Source organism: Lentisalinibacter sediminis, from assembly GCF_040706615.1.
Lineage (GTDB): Bacteria > Pseudomonadota > Gammaproteobacteria > Steroidobacterales > Woeseiaceae > Lentisalinibacter > Lentisalinibacter sediminis.
The window spans coordinates 63,164-78,173 of record NZ_JAPDRF010000005.1; the positions used below are offsets into that span (position 1 = coordinate 63,164).

Below are 15,010 nucleotides of genomic sequence, written 5' to 3' on the forward strand. Positions count from 1 at the left end.
ATGTGCCTCATTGTCGCCGCCTGGCGCGTGCACCCGGAGCTGCCGCTGATCCTGGCCGGCAACCGGGACGAGTTCCACGCCCGCCCCGCCGAACCCGCCGACTGGTGGCCGGAGGAACCCGGACTACTGGCCGGCCGCGATCTCGAAGCGGGAGGTACCTGGCTCGGCGTGACCCGCAGCGGGCGTTTCGGCGTGGTCACCAATTACCGCGAAGGCTCCCCGCGGGGCGGCGAGGTCTCCCGCGGCGTGCTGCTCACCGACTGGCTGGCCGGCGACGAGCCGGCCGACCGGTTCGCGTCCCGACTGGAGCGCGAGGAGCAGCGATACGCCGGTTTCAACCTCCTGTTCGGCGATACCACGACCCTGCGCTACCACACCAACCGCGAGGCGGTCAGCCGCGAACTGGAGCCGGGCATCCACGGCGTGAGCAATGCGTTGCTCGACACGCCGTGGCCGAAGCTGGTGGTTACCCGGGACCGCCTGGCCACCCGGCTCGAAGCGGGGCGCAGCGAGCCGGACGACATCCTTGAGATACTGGCCGACACCCGGCCTGCCGGCGAAGACGGCGAAGCGGACCCGGCGCTGGACGCGGCAATGGACCCGGCCGTCCGCCGGGTGCTGTCCGCGCCGTTCATCCTCACGCCGACCTACGGCACCCGCTGCTCCACGGTGCTCCTGTTCCGCGCCGACGGCAGCGCAGAGTTCGTCGAGCGGCGTTTCGACGCCGACGGTGAGGCCGCCGGCGAGACCCGGGTCAGCTTCCGGCTTGCCTGAAGCGCTCCTGCAGCCACGCCGAGATATCGGCGATCTCGGCGGGACAGACGGCGTGCGGCATGTCGTAGGTCTGCCACTCGAGGGGATAGCCGGCGGCAGCGAGGGTCTCGCGGGTCTGCTCGCCGAGGACGACCGGGACCATCGGGTCCTGCCGGCCGTGCGCCATGAACACCGGCAGGTCCCGGTTGGCGGCGCTGCCCTCGCCGGCCAGGGACTCGCCGAGTGGCATCCAGGTGGACAGCGCGATCAGGCCGGCGAGGCGCTCCGGGTAGCGCAGGGCCGTGTGGATGGCGATGGCGCCACCCTGGGAGAAGCCGGCCAGCACAATGCGTGCGGCAGGTATGCCCCGTTCCTTCTCGCGCTCGATCAGTTCCACGGTCGCGGCGGCGCTCTCGCGGATGCCCTCCTCGTCCTGCCGTGCCTGGCGGTCGATGGCGACGATGTCGTACCAGGCCCGCATGCGCATGCCGGCGTTGATGGTCACCGGCCGGATGGGGGCATGGGGGAATACAAAGCGCAGCGGCAGGTCCTCCGGCAACCGCAACTCCGGCACCACCGGCCCGAAGTCGTGGCCGTCGGCGCCCAGCCCGTGCAGCCAGATGACAGCACCTGCCGGCTGGCTGCCGGTCTCCATCTCTACGGTCTCGAGCATGTCTCCTCCCGTCGCGCATGTACCCGGTAGCCCGATATCGCAATGACCGCAACAGCCGCCAATAGCCACGATAACGGAGCGGGCAGGTTAACCGGAAAACGATGCGCCGACAGCCTTGACTCGCTATGCGCATTCAAGTACAAATATGCGCAAATTTATTCAGGCTACCTGTCATGCCCGCCAGCGCCGAACAACAGATCGAGCGTCGCCGCGCCATCGCGACGATACTCCGTGAGCGCCCCGTCGCCACCCAGGGAGACCTGGTGCGCGTGCTGCACGAGCTAGGCTTCGAGGCGACGCAGTCCAGTGTCTCCCGGGACCTGCGCATCCTCGGCGCCGCCAAGGAGGCCGAGGGTTACCGGCTGCGCACGGCCGGTGCCGACGGGGCCGGCTCCGGCGCCCGCGGCGCCGCCTTCGCCGAGGTGGCCGGTTTCGTGCGGGCCGTGAAGCGTGCCGGAGCGAACCTGGTGGTGGTGCAGACCGGCATCGGTGCCGCCCAGCGGGTGGCGGTGGCGCTCGACCGCAGCCGCTGGCCGGAGATCGTCGGCACGCTGTCCGGCGACGACACCATCTTCGTGGCCACACCCGGCGCGGCGGCGAGCGCGCGACTGGAAACCCGACTCAACGACATCTTCGCGGAGCTAACCCCATGAATGCCCAATCCACCTCTTCCGGCCAGGAATCTCCCATCCTGCTCGCCTACTCCGGCGGGCTGGACACCTCCTTCTGCGTGCCCTGGCTGAAGGAGAACTACGGCCGCCCGGTGATCACCGTCACGGTGGATACCGGCGGCATCGACGAGGAGGCGCGGCGGGAACTGGCCGCCCGCTCCGAGGCGCTGGGTGCCGCGGAGCACCTGCTGATCGATGCGCGGCAGTCCTTCTTCGACGAGGTGCTGCGCTGGCTGATCGCCGGCAACGTGCGCCGGGGCGGACTCTATCCGCTGTGCGTCGGCGCAGAGCGGGGCATCCAGGCAGCGCGCATGGCCGCGGCCGCCGCCGAGCACGGCGCAGATACCGTGGCCCACGGCTGCACAGCGGCCGGCAACGACCAGGTGCGCTTCGAGGTGGCGCTGCGCACGCTGAATCCGTCGCTCCAGGTGCTGGCGCCGGTGCGCGACAACAGCTGGGCGCGGCAGGATCAGCTCGCCTACCTGGAGGACCACGGCATGCCCGTGCCGAAGTCCGGTTCGGCCTACTCCATCAACCGCGGCCTCTGGGGCGTGACCATCGGCGGGCGCGAGACTCTCGACTCCCGCGGCTCCATCCCGGAGCAGGCCTGGGTGCTGTCGGCGGGCGCACTGGCGTCGGCCCGCGCGCCGGAGAGCCACCGCATCGGCTTCGATCAGGGCCGCCCCGTCTCCATCGACGGCGAGACGCTGGAACCGGTGGCGCTCATCGAGCAGCTGGAGACTCTGGGCGGCAGCTTCGCTATCGGCCGCGGCATCCACCTGGGCGACACCATCCTCGGCACCAAGGGCCGTGTCGCGTTCGAGGCGCCGGCCGCGGAGATTCTGCTGACCGCCCACCGGGAACTCGAGAAGCTGGTGCTGAGCGGGCCGCAGCAGCGCATCAAGGACACGGTGGCCGCCGCCTACGGCGACTTCGTGCACGAGGGCCGCCAGCTCGATCCGGTGTGCCGGGACATCGAGGCGCTGCTGGCCTCGTCGCAGTCGCGGGTGACCGGCGAGGTGACGGTGCAGCTCAGGCCCGGCAGCGTCTTCGTTGAAGGCGTCGCCTCGCCGTACTCGCTGATGGCCGCCAGCAAGGGCGTCTACGGCGAGGCGGCCGGCGAGTGGACGCCGGCCGACGCGCTCGGCCACGCCCGCATCCTGTCGCTCACCGGCATGCTGCAGACCCGCGCTGCCCGCCAGGCGGAGGACGGATGATGCGCAGCGTCGTCGTCGACAAGATCGCCTCGGTGGCCCAGCACCACGAGCTGGGCCGCGAGCTGCGCCTGTCCGAGGAGATCCCCTGCGAGGAGGGCGTACTCGTCGCCGTGGAGGTGCTGAACAACAAGACCCGCTACAACACCATGGAGCTCACCAGCGGGCGCATGGCCACGGTGAAGCGGGGCGACGTCATCGTGGGCGCGCTCGGCCATCGCAAGGCGCTCCGGGGCTATTCGGGCCACCTGCCGAAGACCCTGGCCGCGGGCGACACCGTGCAGCTCCTGAACATCGGCGGCGTGCTCGGTATCTGCGACTCCGCCAACCCGGACGTCGGTCCCGCGTTCGACTGCCGGGTGCTCGGCACCGTGCTCACGTTCCCCTATCTCGGTGAGCGCATCGGCGTACCCGCCCGGGTGGGCGAGTTCCCGCTGGACTACGAGGCCGGACTCGACGTACGCGGCGTGCCCGTCGTCGCCCTGGCCGGCACCTGCATGGATTCCGGCAAGACGGCAGCGGCCTGCGCCATCGTCAGCCGGCTGCGCCACAACCGCCACCGGGTGGCGGCAGGCAAGGCCACCGGCGTGTCGCTGCGCCGGGACGTGCTGGCCATGGAGGATGCCGGCGCCGAGGACGGCCTGCTGTTCATGGACTTCGGCGTCGTGACCACCAGCGCATCGAACGGGCCCGCGCTCACCCGCTCGCTGCTGAACAAGCTCGCGGAGGAACGGCCGGACGCCATCGTGATGGAACTCGGCGACGGGATTCTCGGGCCCTACGGCGTGTCGGCCATCCTGAACGACCCGGCCCTGAAGGACGCCTTCACGGCCGTGGTGCTCTGTGCCAACGACCCGGTCGCGGCCTGGGGCGGCGTGAAGCTGCTGCGCGAGACCCACGGCATCGAGCCGGTGGTGGTCACGGGCCCGGCCACGGACAACGCGGTGGGCATCGACATGATCGTCCAGGACCTGGGCGTCGAGGCCATCAACGCCCTGACCGACGGCGTGCGCCTCGGCGACCTGGTGGCAGGCCACGTCGGCCTCGGTGGAGAACGCCGGTGAGCGCCCGCGCAGTCACGACGGTCCCGGACGCGACGAAGCCGGACGCGATGATCCCGACGCTGGTACTCGGCGGCACCGGCTACGTGGCGGGCGAGTTCCTGCGCCTGCTCACCGCCCACCCGAACCTGACGCTGGCCGCCGCCGTTTCCGGCAGCCGCGCCGGCGAACCGCTGGCGACCACGTTCCCCCAGCTCGGCCCGGCCTACGGGGATGCCTCGTTCATCGGCCCGGACGACGTGCCGGCGCTGCTGCAGCGGCATGAGGAGCTGGCGGTGTTCTCCGCGGCCCCGCACGGCGCCTCGGCGCCGATGCTGGCGCAACTGCTCGCCGATGCCGGCAGCGCGGGCAGCCGCCTGCACATCGTCGATGCCTCGGCGGATTTCCGGTTCCCCGCCCGCGAGGCCTTCGAGGCGGTCTACGGCCAGGACCACGGCGCACCCGAGCTGTTCGACGCGTTCCGCTGCGCGGTGCCCGAGCATCTGGCCGCGACCGACACCGACCATGCGGCGCATCCCGGCTGCTTCGCCACCTCGGTGCTGCTGGGGGCGGTGCCGCTGCTCGCCGCCGGCCTGATCCACCCGACCGTGTTCGTGGCCGGCATCACCGGCAGTACCGGCTCCGGCCGCAGCCCCACGGCGACCACCCATCATCCGGAACGCCACAGCAACCTGTTCGCCTACAAGCCGCTGGCGCACCGGCACGCGCCGGAGATCGCCGCGCTGTCCGAGGCGGCCAGCGGGGTCGCCGCGAATTTCAGTTTCATCCCCCACTCCGGGCCGTTCGCCCGCGGCATCCACTCCACGCTGCAGGCGCCGCTGGCCGCGGGCGCCGACCGGGACGCACTCGCCGCCGCGCTGACCGATTACTACCGGGACGCGCCCTTCGTGCGCATCGTGGACGGTACGCCCCGGGTGAAGGACGTGGCCGGCAGCAACTACGCCCACATCGGCGTGGCCGCGGACGGCTCTACGGCCGCCGTGTTCGTCGTCATCGACAACCTGCTGAAAGGTGCCGCCGGTGGTGCCATGCAATGGATGAACCGGCTGTGGTCGCTGCCGGAGACCGCGGGTCTCACGCAGCCGGCTCCCGGCTGGATATGAGGGCGCCCATGGGTACGAATACGGATACGAATACGAATACGGATACGAACCCGTGCGCGAACCGCAGCGCGGCAGCCGTCGAGGCCGCCTGTACCCTGCCGGTATACCCCCATCTGCCCATCGAGACGGTCAGCGCCCACGGCGTCTACCTGCGGACCGCGGACGGCCGGGAGATCCTGGACTTCTACGGCGGCCATGCCGTGACCGCACTCGGCTACGACCACCCGGCGCTGATCTCCGCCATCGAGCGGCAGCTGAAGACACTGCTGTTCCAGAGCAATATGTCGCCGCTCGCCGTGCGCGCGCGTGCCGCCGAGAAGCTGACCGCCTTCGCGCCGGATCACCTCACCCGCGCGCTGTTCGTGAACAGCGGCGCCGAGGCCAACGAGAACGCGCTCAGGATCGCCTGTCTCGCCACCGGGCGGCGCAAGGTGGTGGCCGTGGAACACGCCTTCCACGGCCGCAGCACCGCGGCGGCGGCCGTGACCTGGGGCAGCCGCAAGCGCTGGTATGCGTTCCCCAGCCTGCCGTTCGAGGTGGTCTTCGTGCCCCGCGACGACGCCGAGGCGGCGCGCCACGCCGTGGACGACGGCACCGCCGCCGTCATCGTCGAGCCCGTGCAGGGCGTGGCCGGCGCCTTCGACCTGGCGCCGGAGTTCCTGCGGGCGCTGGGCGACGCGGCCAAAGCCCGCGGCGCGGTCTTCATCGCCGACGAGGTGCAATGCGGCACGGGCCGCTCCGGGCTGCCCTTCGCCATCCAGCACGCGGGCGTCGCGGCGGACATCGTCACGGCCGCCAAGTCGCTCGGCGGCGGCTTCCCCTGCGGCGCGCTGCTCACCACCGAGGCGCTGGCGGCGGAGCTGCGTGCCGGCGACCTGGGTACCACCTTCGGCGGCGGGCCGGTCGCCTCAGCCGCCATCGAGGCGGTGGTGGACACCATCACCGGTGAGGGGCTGATGGACAACGTGCGCGACCGCGAGGCGCAGATTCGCTCGACCTGCGTCACGGGGCCGGTGGCGGGCATCCGGGGCAAGGGGCTGCTGCTCGGCCTGCGCTGCAAGGTGCCCGCGGCCCGGGTGCGCGACGCACTGCTCGAGCGTGACATACTCACGGGGACCAGCGGCGATCCCGCCGTGCTGCGTTTGCTGCCGCCCTATGTGATCGACACCGGCCACGTCGAGCGCCTGGCGCAGGCGCTCGCCGACATCCGGCTCTCCCACGAATAACCGACGACTCCGGAACGACAACATGAAGACATTCAACGACCTCGCAGACCTCGAGCGCGAAGAGATCGCCGAGCTGATAACACTGGCCGGACGGCTGGACGAGAGACCCGAACCCCGGGCACTGGAGGGCAAGGTGCTGTCGCTGCTGTTCCTCTCCCCCAGCCTGCGCACGCTGGCCTCCTTCCAGGCCGCCATGGTGCGTCTCGGCGGCGGCTCGTTCGTGATCTCGCCGGACATGTCCATCCACGGCCTGGAAACCCGCCACGGCATCGTAATGGACGGCTCGGCCGCCGAGCACATCAGCGAGGCAGTCCCTGTGATCGCCTCCTACGGGGACGCGATCGGTATCCGCGTTTTCGCGGAGCGGCGCAACCTCGAGGAGGACCTGGCCGAGAAGCAGTACCGGGAACTGCAGGCGCTGATCGACACGCCGCTGATCAACATGGAGTCTGCGGTGAACCACCCCTGCCAGAGCCTCGCCGACTGGAAGACGATGGACGATCTCGCTATCCCCGCCAACGGCGGCAGGTTCGTGCTGTCCTGGGCCTACCATCCGAAGGCGCTGCCGCTGGCGGTGCCCGCGGCCACCGTGCACATGGCGGCTGCGCGGGGCATGGACGTGACTGTGCTGCGGCCGGAAGGCTTCGAACTGCCCGAGCCGATCATGGCGAAGGCGAAGTCCGCGGCCCAGGCGAGCGGCGGCTCCCTGCGCGAGACCGACGACCGCTCCGAGGCCATGGAGGGCGCCCACGTGATCTACGCGAAATCCTGGTCTTCCACCCGCCACTACGGCGACCGCGTGGAAGACGAGAAGCTGCGCCGCGAGCACGTGGACTGGTGCGTGGACGAGCCCTGGTTCGCCAATGCCGCCGATGACTGCCGCTTCATGCACTGCCTGCCGGTGCGCCGTGGCGTCGTGGTGGCCGACCGCATCCTGGACGGCCCCCGCAGCGTGGTGATCCAGGAGGCACGCAACCGCATGCTGGCCCAGATGGCCGTGCTGCACCGGATGCTGGGAGGCGGAGCATGATCGGCAAGCGCGAACGGGCCATCGTCGTCTCGGCACTGAAACACGCAGCGCCGTACATCCGGCTGTTCAAGAAGAAGGTCTTCGTGCTGAAGGCCGGCGGCGACGTCTTCGTCGATCCCGCCTCGACCCGTGCGCTGATGGAGCAGGTGGGCATCCTCTACCAGGTGGGCATCCGGGTGGTGCTCGTCCATGGCGGCGGACCGCAGTCCACCGAGCTCGCGAAGGCCCTCGGCTTCGATCCGAAGTTTGTGGCCGGGCGCCGCGTCACCGATGCCGACTCGCTGAACGTCGCGGCCATGGTGCTGAACGGCCAGATCAACACCCGCATCCTGGCCGCCTGCCGCGACCTGCAGATCCCGGCCGTCGGCATCAGCGGCGTGGACGCAGGGCTCATCCGTGCCCACCGGCGCCCGCCCGTCCAGGAAGGCGAGGAGTCCATCGATTACGGTTTCGTCGGCGACATCGACAGCGTCGACGCAGAGGTGCTCTCCAAGCAGCTCGACAACGGTCTGATGCCGGTGGTGAGCCCGCTGTCCGCCGACGCCGACGGCACGCTGCTGAACATCAACGCAGACACGGTCGCCGCCGCGATCGCTGCGGCGCTGGATGCGGAGAAGCTGATCCTCGCCACCGGCGCCCCCGGCATACTGGCGGATGCGTCCGACCCGGGTTCGCTCATCTCCTACCTGGACCGCAAGGGCCTCGAGAAGCTGCGTGCCGACGGCGCACTGGCCGACGGCATGCTGCCCAAGGCGGCCGCCATCACCCAGGCGCTGGAGCATGGCGTGCAGCGCGTCCACGTGATCTCCCACAAGGTGGAGGACAGCCTGCTGCTGGAGGTCTTCACCAACGAGGGCACCGGCACGCTGGTGGTGAACGACATCGGGGCACTCACGCCGGAGGAACAGCACCCCTCGCATCATGCCGGGGGCGAGGCTTGAGCCGGCTCTGGGACAAAGGCGCGCCGCTCGACGAAAGGGTGCTGCGCTACACCGCCGGCGAAGACCATCGTCTCGACGAGCGGCTGGTCGCCTACGACGTCCGCGCCTCCATCGCCCACGCAGCGATGCTGAACGCCTGCGGGCTGCTCGGCGATGACGACCTCGTTGCCATCCGCGACGGCCTCGACCGTCTGGGCGAGTCCCATGCGGCCGGCGAGTGGCACATCGGACTGGCGGACGAGGACGCCCACACCGCCCTCGAGCGCCGGCTCACCGATGCCATCGGCGAGGCCGGCGGCCGGGTCCATCTGGGCCGCTCACGTAACGACCAGGTGCTGGCGGCGCTGCGGCTGTACCTGAAGGACGCCGCCGCCACGCTGGCGGCCGGCGCCGGGTCGCTGGCCGCGGCGCTCGATCGCCTCGCCGAACGCCAGGGCGAACTCGAGCTGCCCGGCTACACCCACCTGCAGCAGGCCATGCCCAGCTCGGTCGCCCTCTGGGCCGGCGGCTTCGCGGCAGCACTGCGGGACGACGCGGCGGGGCTCCGCGCCGCCGGCCGGCGCATCGACAGGAACCCTCTCGGCAGCGCCGCCGGCTACGGCACGCCCGGCCTGCCGCTGGACCGGCAGATGACGACGGACGCGCTCGGCTTCGCGAATGTGGAAGCGCCGGTGACGGCCGTGCAGCTCTCCCGCGGCAAGGCGGAGAGCGGCCTTCTGTTCGAGATCACGCTCACGCTGCAGGACACGGCGCGGCTCGCCGCCGACCTGCTGCTGTTCTACACCCAGGAATTCTCCTACGTGAGCCTGCCGGAGGCGTTCACGACGGGCTCTTCCATCATGCCGCAGAAGCGCAACCCGGACGTGCTGGAGCTCGCGCGTGCCGCGCCGGCCACCGCCCAGGCCTGCCTGGACGAGTGCCTGATGGTCACGGCCAAGCTCACTTCGGGTTACCATCGCGACCTGCAGCGCCTGAAGCCGCCGCTGTTCCGCGGCATCGATCTCGCCGACGACACCCTGGTGATCATGGCCGCGCTGCTCGACGGCGTGGGCTTCCGGCCGGAGAACGTCCGGCTCGAGCCCGGCGTGCATGCGGCGGGCGAGGCGAACCGGCTGGTCACGGAGGAAGGCATCCCTTTCCGCGAGGCCTACCGGCGCGTCGCCCGCAAACTTTCAGAACACTGAGGACCTTCCGGTCAGTAACTCCGGGCGCGGCCCGGCAAGGGTAGCGACATGATCTGGTTCGGCGGACGCCGTCCTCCGTTGGAGCAAGTACAGAAGCTCCAGAAAGGCACCATCAACGAACACATCGGCGTGCAGGTCTCGGAGATCGGCGACGACTATCTCTGCGGCACCATGCCTGTGGACGAGCGCACCCGCCAGCCATACGGCGTGCTGCACGGCGGCGCCACCGTGGTGCTCGCGGAGACCCTGGGGAGCATCTCGGCCGCCCTCTCCGTGGACCCGGCCCGCTATCGCTGCATGGGCCTGGAGGTGAACGCGAATCACCTGCGCCCCGTGCGCGAGGGCATCGTCACGGGCACCGCCCGCCCGTTCCACCGGGGCCGTACCACCCAGGTCTGGGGCATCGAGGTGACCGACGAGGAGGGCCGGCGCACAGCCGTGTGCCGCATCACCATGGCCGTGCTGGACCTGGAGGCACGGGCGGAGGCCAGAGGATGACGGACACGCGGCTGCGCCGGGCGGGCTGCCTCGCGGTGACCCTGGTCACACTGGCTGCGACAGGCAGCGGCCTCGCGGGTTGCGGGCAGAAGGGTCCCCTGTACCTGCCGGGAGAGAGCCCGCAGCAGGTCGAACCCGGCATCCCCGCGGGCGGGGGCGACCCGGGCGCGCCGGAAGAAGAGCAGGAAGAAGACGCGGCCGCGGAACGATGAGGGCACCAGGATGACGGAACGCGAGAAGCTGGTGCTGGTCGACGGGTCCTCCTATCTCTACCGCGCCTTCCACGCCCTGCCGCCGCTGACCACCGCCGCCGGCGAACCCACCGGTGCGGTGCTGGGCGTGCTGAACATGCTGAACAAGCTGGTGCGCGAGGAAGAGCCCCAGCACATCGCCGTGGTGTTCGACGCGCCGGGCAAGACCTTCCGCGACGAGATGTTCGAGGAGTACAAGGCCAACCGCCCGCCCATGCCCGACGAGCTCCGCTCCCAGGTGCTGCCACTGCTGGAGGCCGTGGAAGCCATGGGCCTGCCGCTGCTGCGCGTCGACGGCGTGGAGGCCGACGACGTCATCGGCACGCTCTCCCGGCGGGCGCTCGACCGCGGCATGGAGGTGCTGATCTCCACCGGCGACAAGGACATGGCCCAGCTCGTCAGCGAGGGCATCGGGCTGGTGAACACCATGAGCGACACCCGGCTGGACCGGGACGGAGTCAAGGAGAAATACGACGTCTGGCCCGAGCAGATCGTCGACTGGATCGCGCTGGTGGGAGATACCTCGGACAACATCCCGGGCGTGCCCCGGGTGGGCGCCAAGACGGCCGCGAAGTGGCTGAACCAGTACGGAGGCGTCGACGAGATCATCGCCGACGCGGACAACATCAAGGGCAAGGTGGGCGAGAGCCTGCACGAACACCTGCAGGAACTGGAGCTCTCCCGCCGGCTGGCCACCATCCGCGACGACGTGCAGCTGGACGTCGAGCCCGACGGACTGGCGCCGGGCGAGCCGGACGTGGAGCACCTGCGCGGGCTCTACCAGCGGCTCGAGCTGCGCACGCTGCTGCGCCAGCTGGACGAGGCCTTCGGCGCGCCGGCGCCCGCCGCCGACAAGCCGGGCACCGACTACGAGCTGGTTACCGACGAGGGGGCCCTCGACCGCTGGCTCGAGCGCATCGACGCCGCGGAACTGACGGCACTCGACACCGAGACCGACAGCCTCAATTACATGGCCGCCAGGCTGGTCGGCATCTCGCTCTCCGTCGAGCCCGGCGCGGCCGCCTACATCCCGGTGGGCCACGACTACGCCGGCGCGCCGGACCAGCTGGATCGCGAACGGGTGCTGAAGCGCCTGCGTCCCTGGCTGGAGGACGAGTCGAAGCCCAAGGTGGGCCACCACCTCAAGTACGACGCCCATGTCTTCCGCCGCTACGGTATCCGCCTGGCCGGCATGCGCTACGACTCCATGCTGGAGTCCTACGTGCTGAACAGCACGGCCACCCGCCACGACATGGGCTCCGCCGCCCGTCACTACCTCGGCTTGGAGACCATCCCCTACGAGCAGGTGGCCGGCAAGGGCGCGAAGCAGATCACCTTCGACCAGGTTGCCCTGGAGGAGGCGCTGCCCTACGCGGCCGAGGACGCCGACGTCACCCTGCAGCTGCATCACCGGCTGTGGGGCGAACTGGCAGAGACCGGCCGGCTGCGTGAGGTCTACGAGGGGATCGAGCAGCCGCTGGTACCGGTACTGACCGAGATGGAGGAGACCGGAGTGCTACTCGACTGCGAGCTGCTCAGGACCCAGAGCCGGGAACTCGCGGAGAAGATGCGCGCCGCCGAGGAGAAGGCTCACGAGATCGCCGGCGGCCCGTTCAACCTGGGCTCGCCCAAGCAGCTGCAGGAGATCCTGTTCGAGCGCCAGCAGCTGCCGGTGATCAGGAAGACGCCGAAGGGCCAGCCCTCCACCGCCGAGGACGTACTGCAGGAGCTGGCCGCCGACTACGAGCTGCCGGAGGTGATCCTGGAATACCGGGGCCTGTCGAAACTGAAGAGCACCTACACCGACAAGCTGCCCGAGCTCGTCGGCGAGGACGGGCGCATCCACACCTCCTATCATCAGGCGGTGGCCGCCACCGGCCGGCTGTCCTCCTCCGACCCGAACCTGCAGAATATCCCCATCCGCACGCCGGAGGGCCGGCGCATCCGCCAGGCCTTCGTGGCGCCGGACGGCTACCGCATCCTCGCCGCGGACTACTCCCAGATCGAACTCAGGATCATGGCCCACCTCTCCGGCGACGAGGGTCTGCTCTCGGCCTTCGCCGACGACGAGGACATCCACCGGGCGACGGCGGCCGAGGTCTTCGACACCGCACTCGACGCTGTCACGGGCGAGCAGCGCCGTTCCGCCAAGGCCATCAACTTCGGCCTCATCTACGGCATGTCGGCCTTCGGCCTCGGCCGCCAGCTCGGCATCCCCCGGGCCGATGCCCAGGCCTACGTAGACCGCTACTTCGACCGCTACCCCGGTGTTCGCGCCTACATGGACTCCACCCGGGAACAGGCCCACGAGAAGGGTTACGTGGAGACCGTCATGGGCCGGCGCCTGTACCTGCCGGAGATCAACTCCCGCAACGTGCAGCGCCGCCAGTACGCCGAAAGGAGCGCCATCAACGCACCGATGCAGGGCACTGCCGCCGACATCATCAAGCGCGCCATGATCGACGTACACCGCTGGCTCGCGGAAAAGGCCGTGGACGCCCGCGTCATCATGCAGGTGCACGACGAGCTGGTGCTGGAGGTGGCGGCGGCCGAGGCGCAGACGGTGGCCGCCGGCCTGGTCGAGCGCATGAGCCGGGCGGCGGAACTCGCCGTGCCGCTGAAGGTGGACACCGGCGTCGGCGCCAACTGGGACGAGGCTCACTGACCGGACTCGCCGTCCGGCCGATTCCTGCGTCCGGCCGGGAACTCACCGCGCAGATCCCCGTCAAACGATACCGAGTGGCCCCAATCCACTCACCCGCTGACCTCCCTCGGCGGGACTGCAACACGGTCACCCCAAGCCTGTTGCACATATGGCCCCGGCGCGTATCCCCTGTTTCAGACGCGTCGGGGCTTTTTTTATGGCGCTTCCGTTTGCGCCACTTCCGCCGCCTCCCCGCTGCTCCCCAGCATGACCTCCAGACGCTGGCGCGCCTCCGCCACGCCTTCCCGCTTCAACGCCGAGAAGAGCTGGGCGGTGGCGGCTCCGTCGAGTTCCTTGCATACCTTCGCCAGCTCGGACGCGGCCTGGCCGCGCTTGAGCTTGTCCGCCTTGGTGAGCAGCACGTGCACCGGCACGTCGATCCCCTCGGCGAGATCCAGCATCTGCCAGTCGAAATCGGTCAACCGCCGGCGGATGTCCACGATCAGGAACAGCCCGGTCAGGCTCCGGCGCTCGGCAAAGTACGCACTCATGAGCCCGCGCCAGTGGCGCTGCATGGACGCCGACACCCGGGCGAACCCATAGCCGGGCAGATCTACGAGACGGGCCTCCTCCCAGAGTTCGAAAAAGTTCACGAGCTGGGTGCGTCCGGGGGTCTTGCTGGTGTGCGCGAACTGCCGGCGGTTCACTATGGTGTTGATCGCGCTGGATTTCCCGGCGTTGGAGCGGCCCGCGAAGGCCACCTCGCGGCCGCTGTCCGGCAGGAACTGGGAGGGGTTGTGGGCGCTGGCGAGAAAACGGGCGGCAGGGTATTGCGACATGGGCGTACAGACCCTTCGGCAGGCGCCTTTTCATGTATAATTCGAGGTTTGCGCGAGTCTATCACGCTCCCTGTGCGAGCCGGGCCGGACCGGCCGCCGCCCCAAAGCTGAATTGGAGATCCGGATGCAGCCCGGCGTCCGGCCGAGACCTGATCACTGCAACGGTTTGGAATGGTTGGAACTGAATGATGCCTGAGACTTTTCTGCGGAATTTCCTGCGACCGGCCTGCCTCGCCTCCCTCCTGCTGCTCGGCACCGGCGTTGCCGCCGAGAGCCTGATCGACGGGTCGGCCGAGGCCGGCAAATCCAAGTCCACCACCTGCGCCGCGTGCCACGGAGCCGACGGCGTCAGCGTGAACCCCGAATGGCCCAATCTGGCGGGGCAGAATGCGCGCTACGTGTACGAGCAGCTGATGGCGTACCAGAACGGCGACCGCCAGAACGTGCTCATGTCCAGCCAGGCCATGGGCCTCTCCGACCAGGACATGAAAGACCTGGGTGTCTACTTCGAGGCCCAGGATCTGCCGCCCCGCGCGGTCGCAAATCCGGATCTGGTTGAGATGGGCGAGCGCCTCTACCGGGGTGGTGACCAGCAGGCCGGCATCTCTGCCTGCATCGCCTGCCACGGCCCGCGGGGGCTCGGCAATCCGGCAGCCGCCTATCCGAAACTGCGCGGCCAGCACGCCACCTACACCGCGTCCACGCTCAAGGCCTACCGCTCGGGCGAGCGCAAGTCGAGCATGAACAAGGTCATGAACAACATCGCCGAGCGCCTGAACGACGAGCAGATCGAGGCCCTGGCCTCCTACGTCCAGGGCCTGAAGTAAGGGGCTGAACTCGACCGGCGCGCGCCGGTCGAACAGCGGACAGAGACCAGCAAAGACACGACCATTGCCCACGACCATGGCCAGAGACAGAAGGG

At 69.9% G+C, this 15,010-nt stretch carries 15 protein-coding genes; 13 read left to right on the plus strand and 2 right to left on the minus strand.

The annotated features are described in order from the left end of the window. Window positions 1–774, plus strand: a complete 774-nt coding sequence (locus ACJMKX_RS10640; protein WP_405224755.1) for an NRDE family protein — start codon at window positions 1–3, stop codon at window positions 772–774. On the opposite strand, the gene ACJMKX_RS10645 is transcribed toward ACJMKX_RS10640, so the two are convergent. Beyond that, window positions 755–1,426, minus strand: coding sequence for an alpha/beta hydrolase (locus ACJMKX_RS10645; protein WP_405224758.1), 672 nt, complete (start codon window positions 1,424–1,426; stop codon window positions 755–757). The two genes, ACJMKX_RS10640 and ACJMKX_RS10645, sit on opposite strands and share 20 nt — an antisense overlap. 173 nt (window positions 1,427–1,599) lie before the next feature. On the opposite strand from ACJMKX_RS10645, the gene ACJMKX_RS10650 reads away from it, so the two are divergent. The 11 genes from ACJMKX_RS10650 to polA are packed head-to-tail and all read left to right on the plus strand — an operon-like array spanning window position 1,600 to window position 13,270. Further along, window positions 1,600–2,079 (plus strand): arginine repressor, encoded by a 480-nt coding sequence (locus tag ACJMKX_RS10650; protein ID WP_405224761.1) that lies wholly within the window; start codon window positions 1,600–1,602, stop codon window positions 2,077–2,079. Further along, the gene (gene argG / locus ACJMKX_RS10655) at window positions 2,076–3,314 is read left to right on the plus strand and encodes an argininosuccinate synthase (protein ID WP_405224763.1); all 1,239 of its coding nucleotides are present in this window, start codon (window positions 2,076–2,078) and stop codon (window positions 3,312–3,314) included. Before ACJMKX_RS10650 ends, argG begins: the two co-directional genes overlap by 4 nt. Then, window positions 3,311–4,375: a hypothetical protein gene (locus ACJMKX_RS10660; RefSeq protein WP_405224765.1), complete on the plus strand. Its 1,065-nt coding sequence runs from the start codon at window positions 3,311–3,313 to the stop codon at window positions 4,373–4,375. The genes argG and ACJMKX_RS10660 overlap by 4 nt, the downstream gene beginning before the upstream one ends. Beyond that, window positions 4,372–5,475 (plus strand): N-acetyl-gamma-glutamyl-phosphate reductase, encoded by a 1,104-nt coding sequence (gene argC, locus ACJMKX_RS10665; RefSeq protein ID WP_405224768.1) that lies wholly within the window; start codon window positions 4,372–4,374, stop codon window positions 5,473–5,475. Before ACJMKX_RS10660 ends, argC begins: the two co-directional genes overlap by 4 nt. 8 nt (window positions 5,476–5,483) lie before the next feature. Further along, a complete protein-coding gene (locus ACJMKX_RS10670; RefSeq protein WP_405224771.1) occupies window positions 5,484–6,701 on the plus strand; it encodes an aspartate aminotransferase family protein in 1,218 nt (405 codons plus the stop codon). Between the two features lie 22 nt (window positions 6,702–6,723). Continuing rightward, window positions 6,724–7,731: an N-acetylornithine carbamoyltransferase gene (locus ACJMKX_RS10675; protein WP_405224774.1), complete on the plus strand. Its 1,008-nt coding sequence runs from the start codon at window positions 6,724–6,726 to the stop codon at window positions 7,729–7,731. Further along, window positions 7,728–8,672, plus strand: a complete 945-nt coding sequence (gene argB / locus ACJMKX_RS10680) for an acetylglutamate kinase (protein ID WP_405224777.1) — start codon at window positions 7,728–7,730, stop codon at window positions 8,670–8,672. Before ACJMKX_RS10675 ends, argB begins: the two co-directional genes overlap by 4 nt. Further along, window positions 8,669–9,856: an argininosuccinate lyase gene (argH, locus tag ACJMKX_RS10685; protein WP_405224780.1), complete on the plus strand. Its 1,188-nt coding sequence runs from the start codon at window positions 8,669–8,671 to the stop codon at window positions 9,854–9,856. The genes argB and argH overlap by 4 nt, the downstream gene beginning before the upstream one ends. A 48-nt stretch (window positions 9,857–9,904) precedes the next feature. Next, a complete protein-coding gene (locus tag ACJMKX_RS10690; RefSeq protein WP_405224783.1) occupies window positions 9,905–10,354 on the plus strand; it encodes a hotdog fold thioesterase in 450 nt (149 codons plus the stop codon). Then, window positions 10,351–10,566: an LPS translocon maturation chaperone LptM gene (gene lptM / locus ACJMKX_RS10695; RefSeq protein WP_405224786.1), complete on the plus strand. Its 216-nt coding sequence runs from the start codon at window positions 10,351–10,353 to the stop codon at window positions 10,564–10,566. The genes ACJMKX_RS10690 and lptM overlap by 4 nt, the downstream gene beginning before the upstream one ends. A gap of 10 nt (window positions 10,567–10,576) precedes the next feature. Then, entirely contained in the window at window positions 10,577–13,270 is a 2,694-nt protein-coding gene (gene polA, locus ACJMKX_RS10700) for a DNA polymerase I (RefSeq protein WP_405224788.1), read from the plus strand. A 194-nt stretch (window positions 13,271–13,464) separates the two neighbouring features. On the opposite strand, the gene yihA is transcribed toward polA, so the two are convergent. Further along, window positions 13,465–14,088, minus strand: coding sequence for a ribosome biogenesis GTP-binding protein YihA/YsxC (yihA, locus tag ACJMKX_RS10705; RefSeq protein ID WP_405224791.1), 624 nt, complete (start codon window positions 14,086–14,088; stop codon window positions 13,465–13,467). Window positions 14,089–14,273: 185 nt separating this feature from the next. Here yihA and ACJMKX_RS10710 point away from each other — a divergent pair, with 185 nt between their 5' ends. Next, window positions 14,274–14,915 carry a c-type cytochrome gene (locus ACJMKX_RS10710; protein ID WP_405224794.1) on the plus strand — a complete coding sequence of 214 codons (642 nt, stop codon included), beginning with the start codon at window positions 14,274–14,276 and terminating at the stop codon, window positions 14,913–14,915. Window positions 14,916–15,010: the final 95 nt, after the last annotated feature.

Excerpts from the sequence above, each read along its gene's own strand:
- ACJMKX_RS10640 (WP_405224755.1), top strand. The coding sequence starts at position 1 with ATGTGCCTCATTGTCGCCGCCTGGCGCGTGCACCCGGAGCTGCCGCTG.
- ACJMKX_RS10645 (WP_405224758.1), bottom strand. The coding sequence starts at position 1,426 with ATGCTCGAGACCGTAGAGATGGAGACCGGCAGCCAGCCGGCAGGTGCT.
- ACJMKX_RS10650 (WP_405224761.1), top strand. The coding sequence starts at position 1,600 with ATGCCCGCCAGCGCCGAACAACAGATCGAGCGTCGCCGCGCCATCGCG.
- argG (WP_405224763.1), top strand. The coding sequence starts at position 2,076 with ATGAATGCCCAATCCACCTCTTCCGGCCAGGAATCTCCCATCCTGCTC.
- ACJMKX_RS10660 (WP_405224765.1), top strand. The coding sequence starts at position 3,311 with ATGATGCGCAGCGTCGTCGTCGACAAGATCGCCTCGGTGGCCCAGCAC.
- ACJMKX_RS10670 (WP_405224771.1), top strand. The coding sequence starts at position 5,484 with ATGGGTACGAATACGGATACGAATACGAATACGGATACGAACCCGTGC.
- ACJMKX_RS10675 (WP_405224774.1), top strand. The coding sequence starts at position 6,724 with ATGAAGACATTCAACGACCTCGCAGACCTCGAGCGCGAAGAGATCGCC.
- argB (WP_405224777.1), top strand. The coding sequence starts at position 7,728 with ATGATCGGCAAGCGCGAACGGGCCATCGTCGTCTCGGCACTGAAACAC.
- ACJMKX_RS10690 (WP_405224783.1), top strand. The coding sequence starts at position 9,905 with ATGATCTGGTTCGGCGGACGCCGTCCTCCGTTGGAGCAAGTACAGAAG.
- lptM (WP_405224786.1), top strand. The coding sequence starts at position 10,351 with ATGACGGACACGCGGCTGCGCCGGGCGGGCTGCCTCGCGGTGACCCTG.
- polA (WP_405224788.1), top strand. The coding sequence starts at position 10,577 with ATGACGGAACGCGAGAAGCTGGTGCTGGTCGACGGGTCCTCCTATCTC.
- yihA (WP_405224791.1), bottom strand. The coding sequence starts at position 14,088 with ATGTCGCAATACCCTGCCGCCCGTTTTCTCGCCAGCGCCCACAACCCC.
- ACJMKX_RS10710 (WP_405224794.1), top strand. The coding sequence starts at position 14,274 with ATGATGCCTGAGACTTTTCTGCGGAATTTCCTGCGACCGGCCTGCCTC.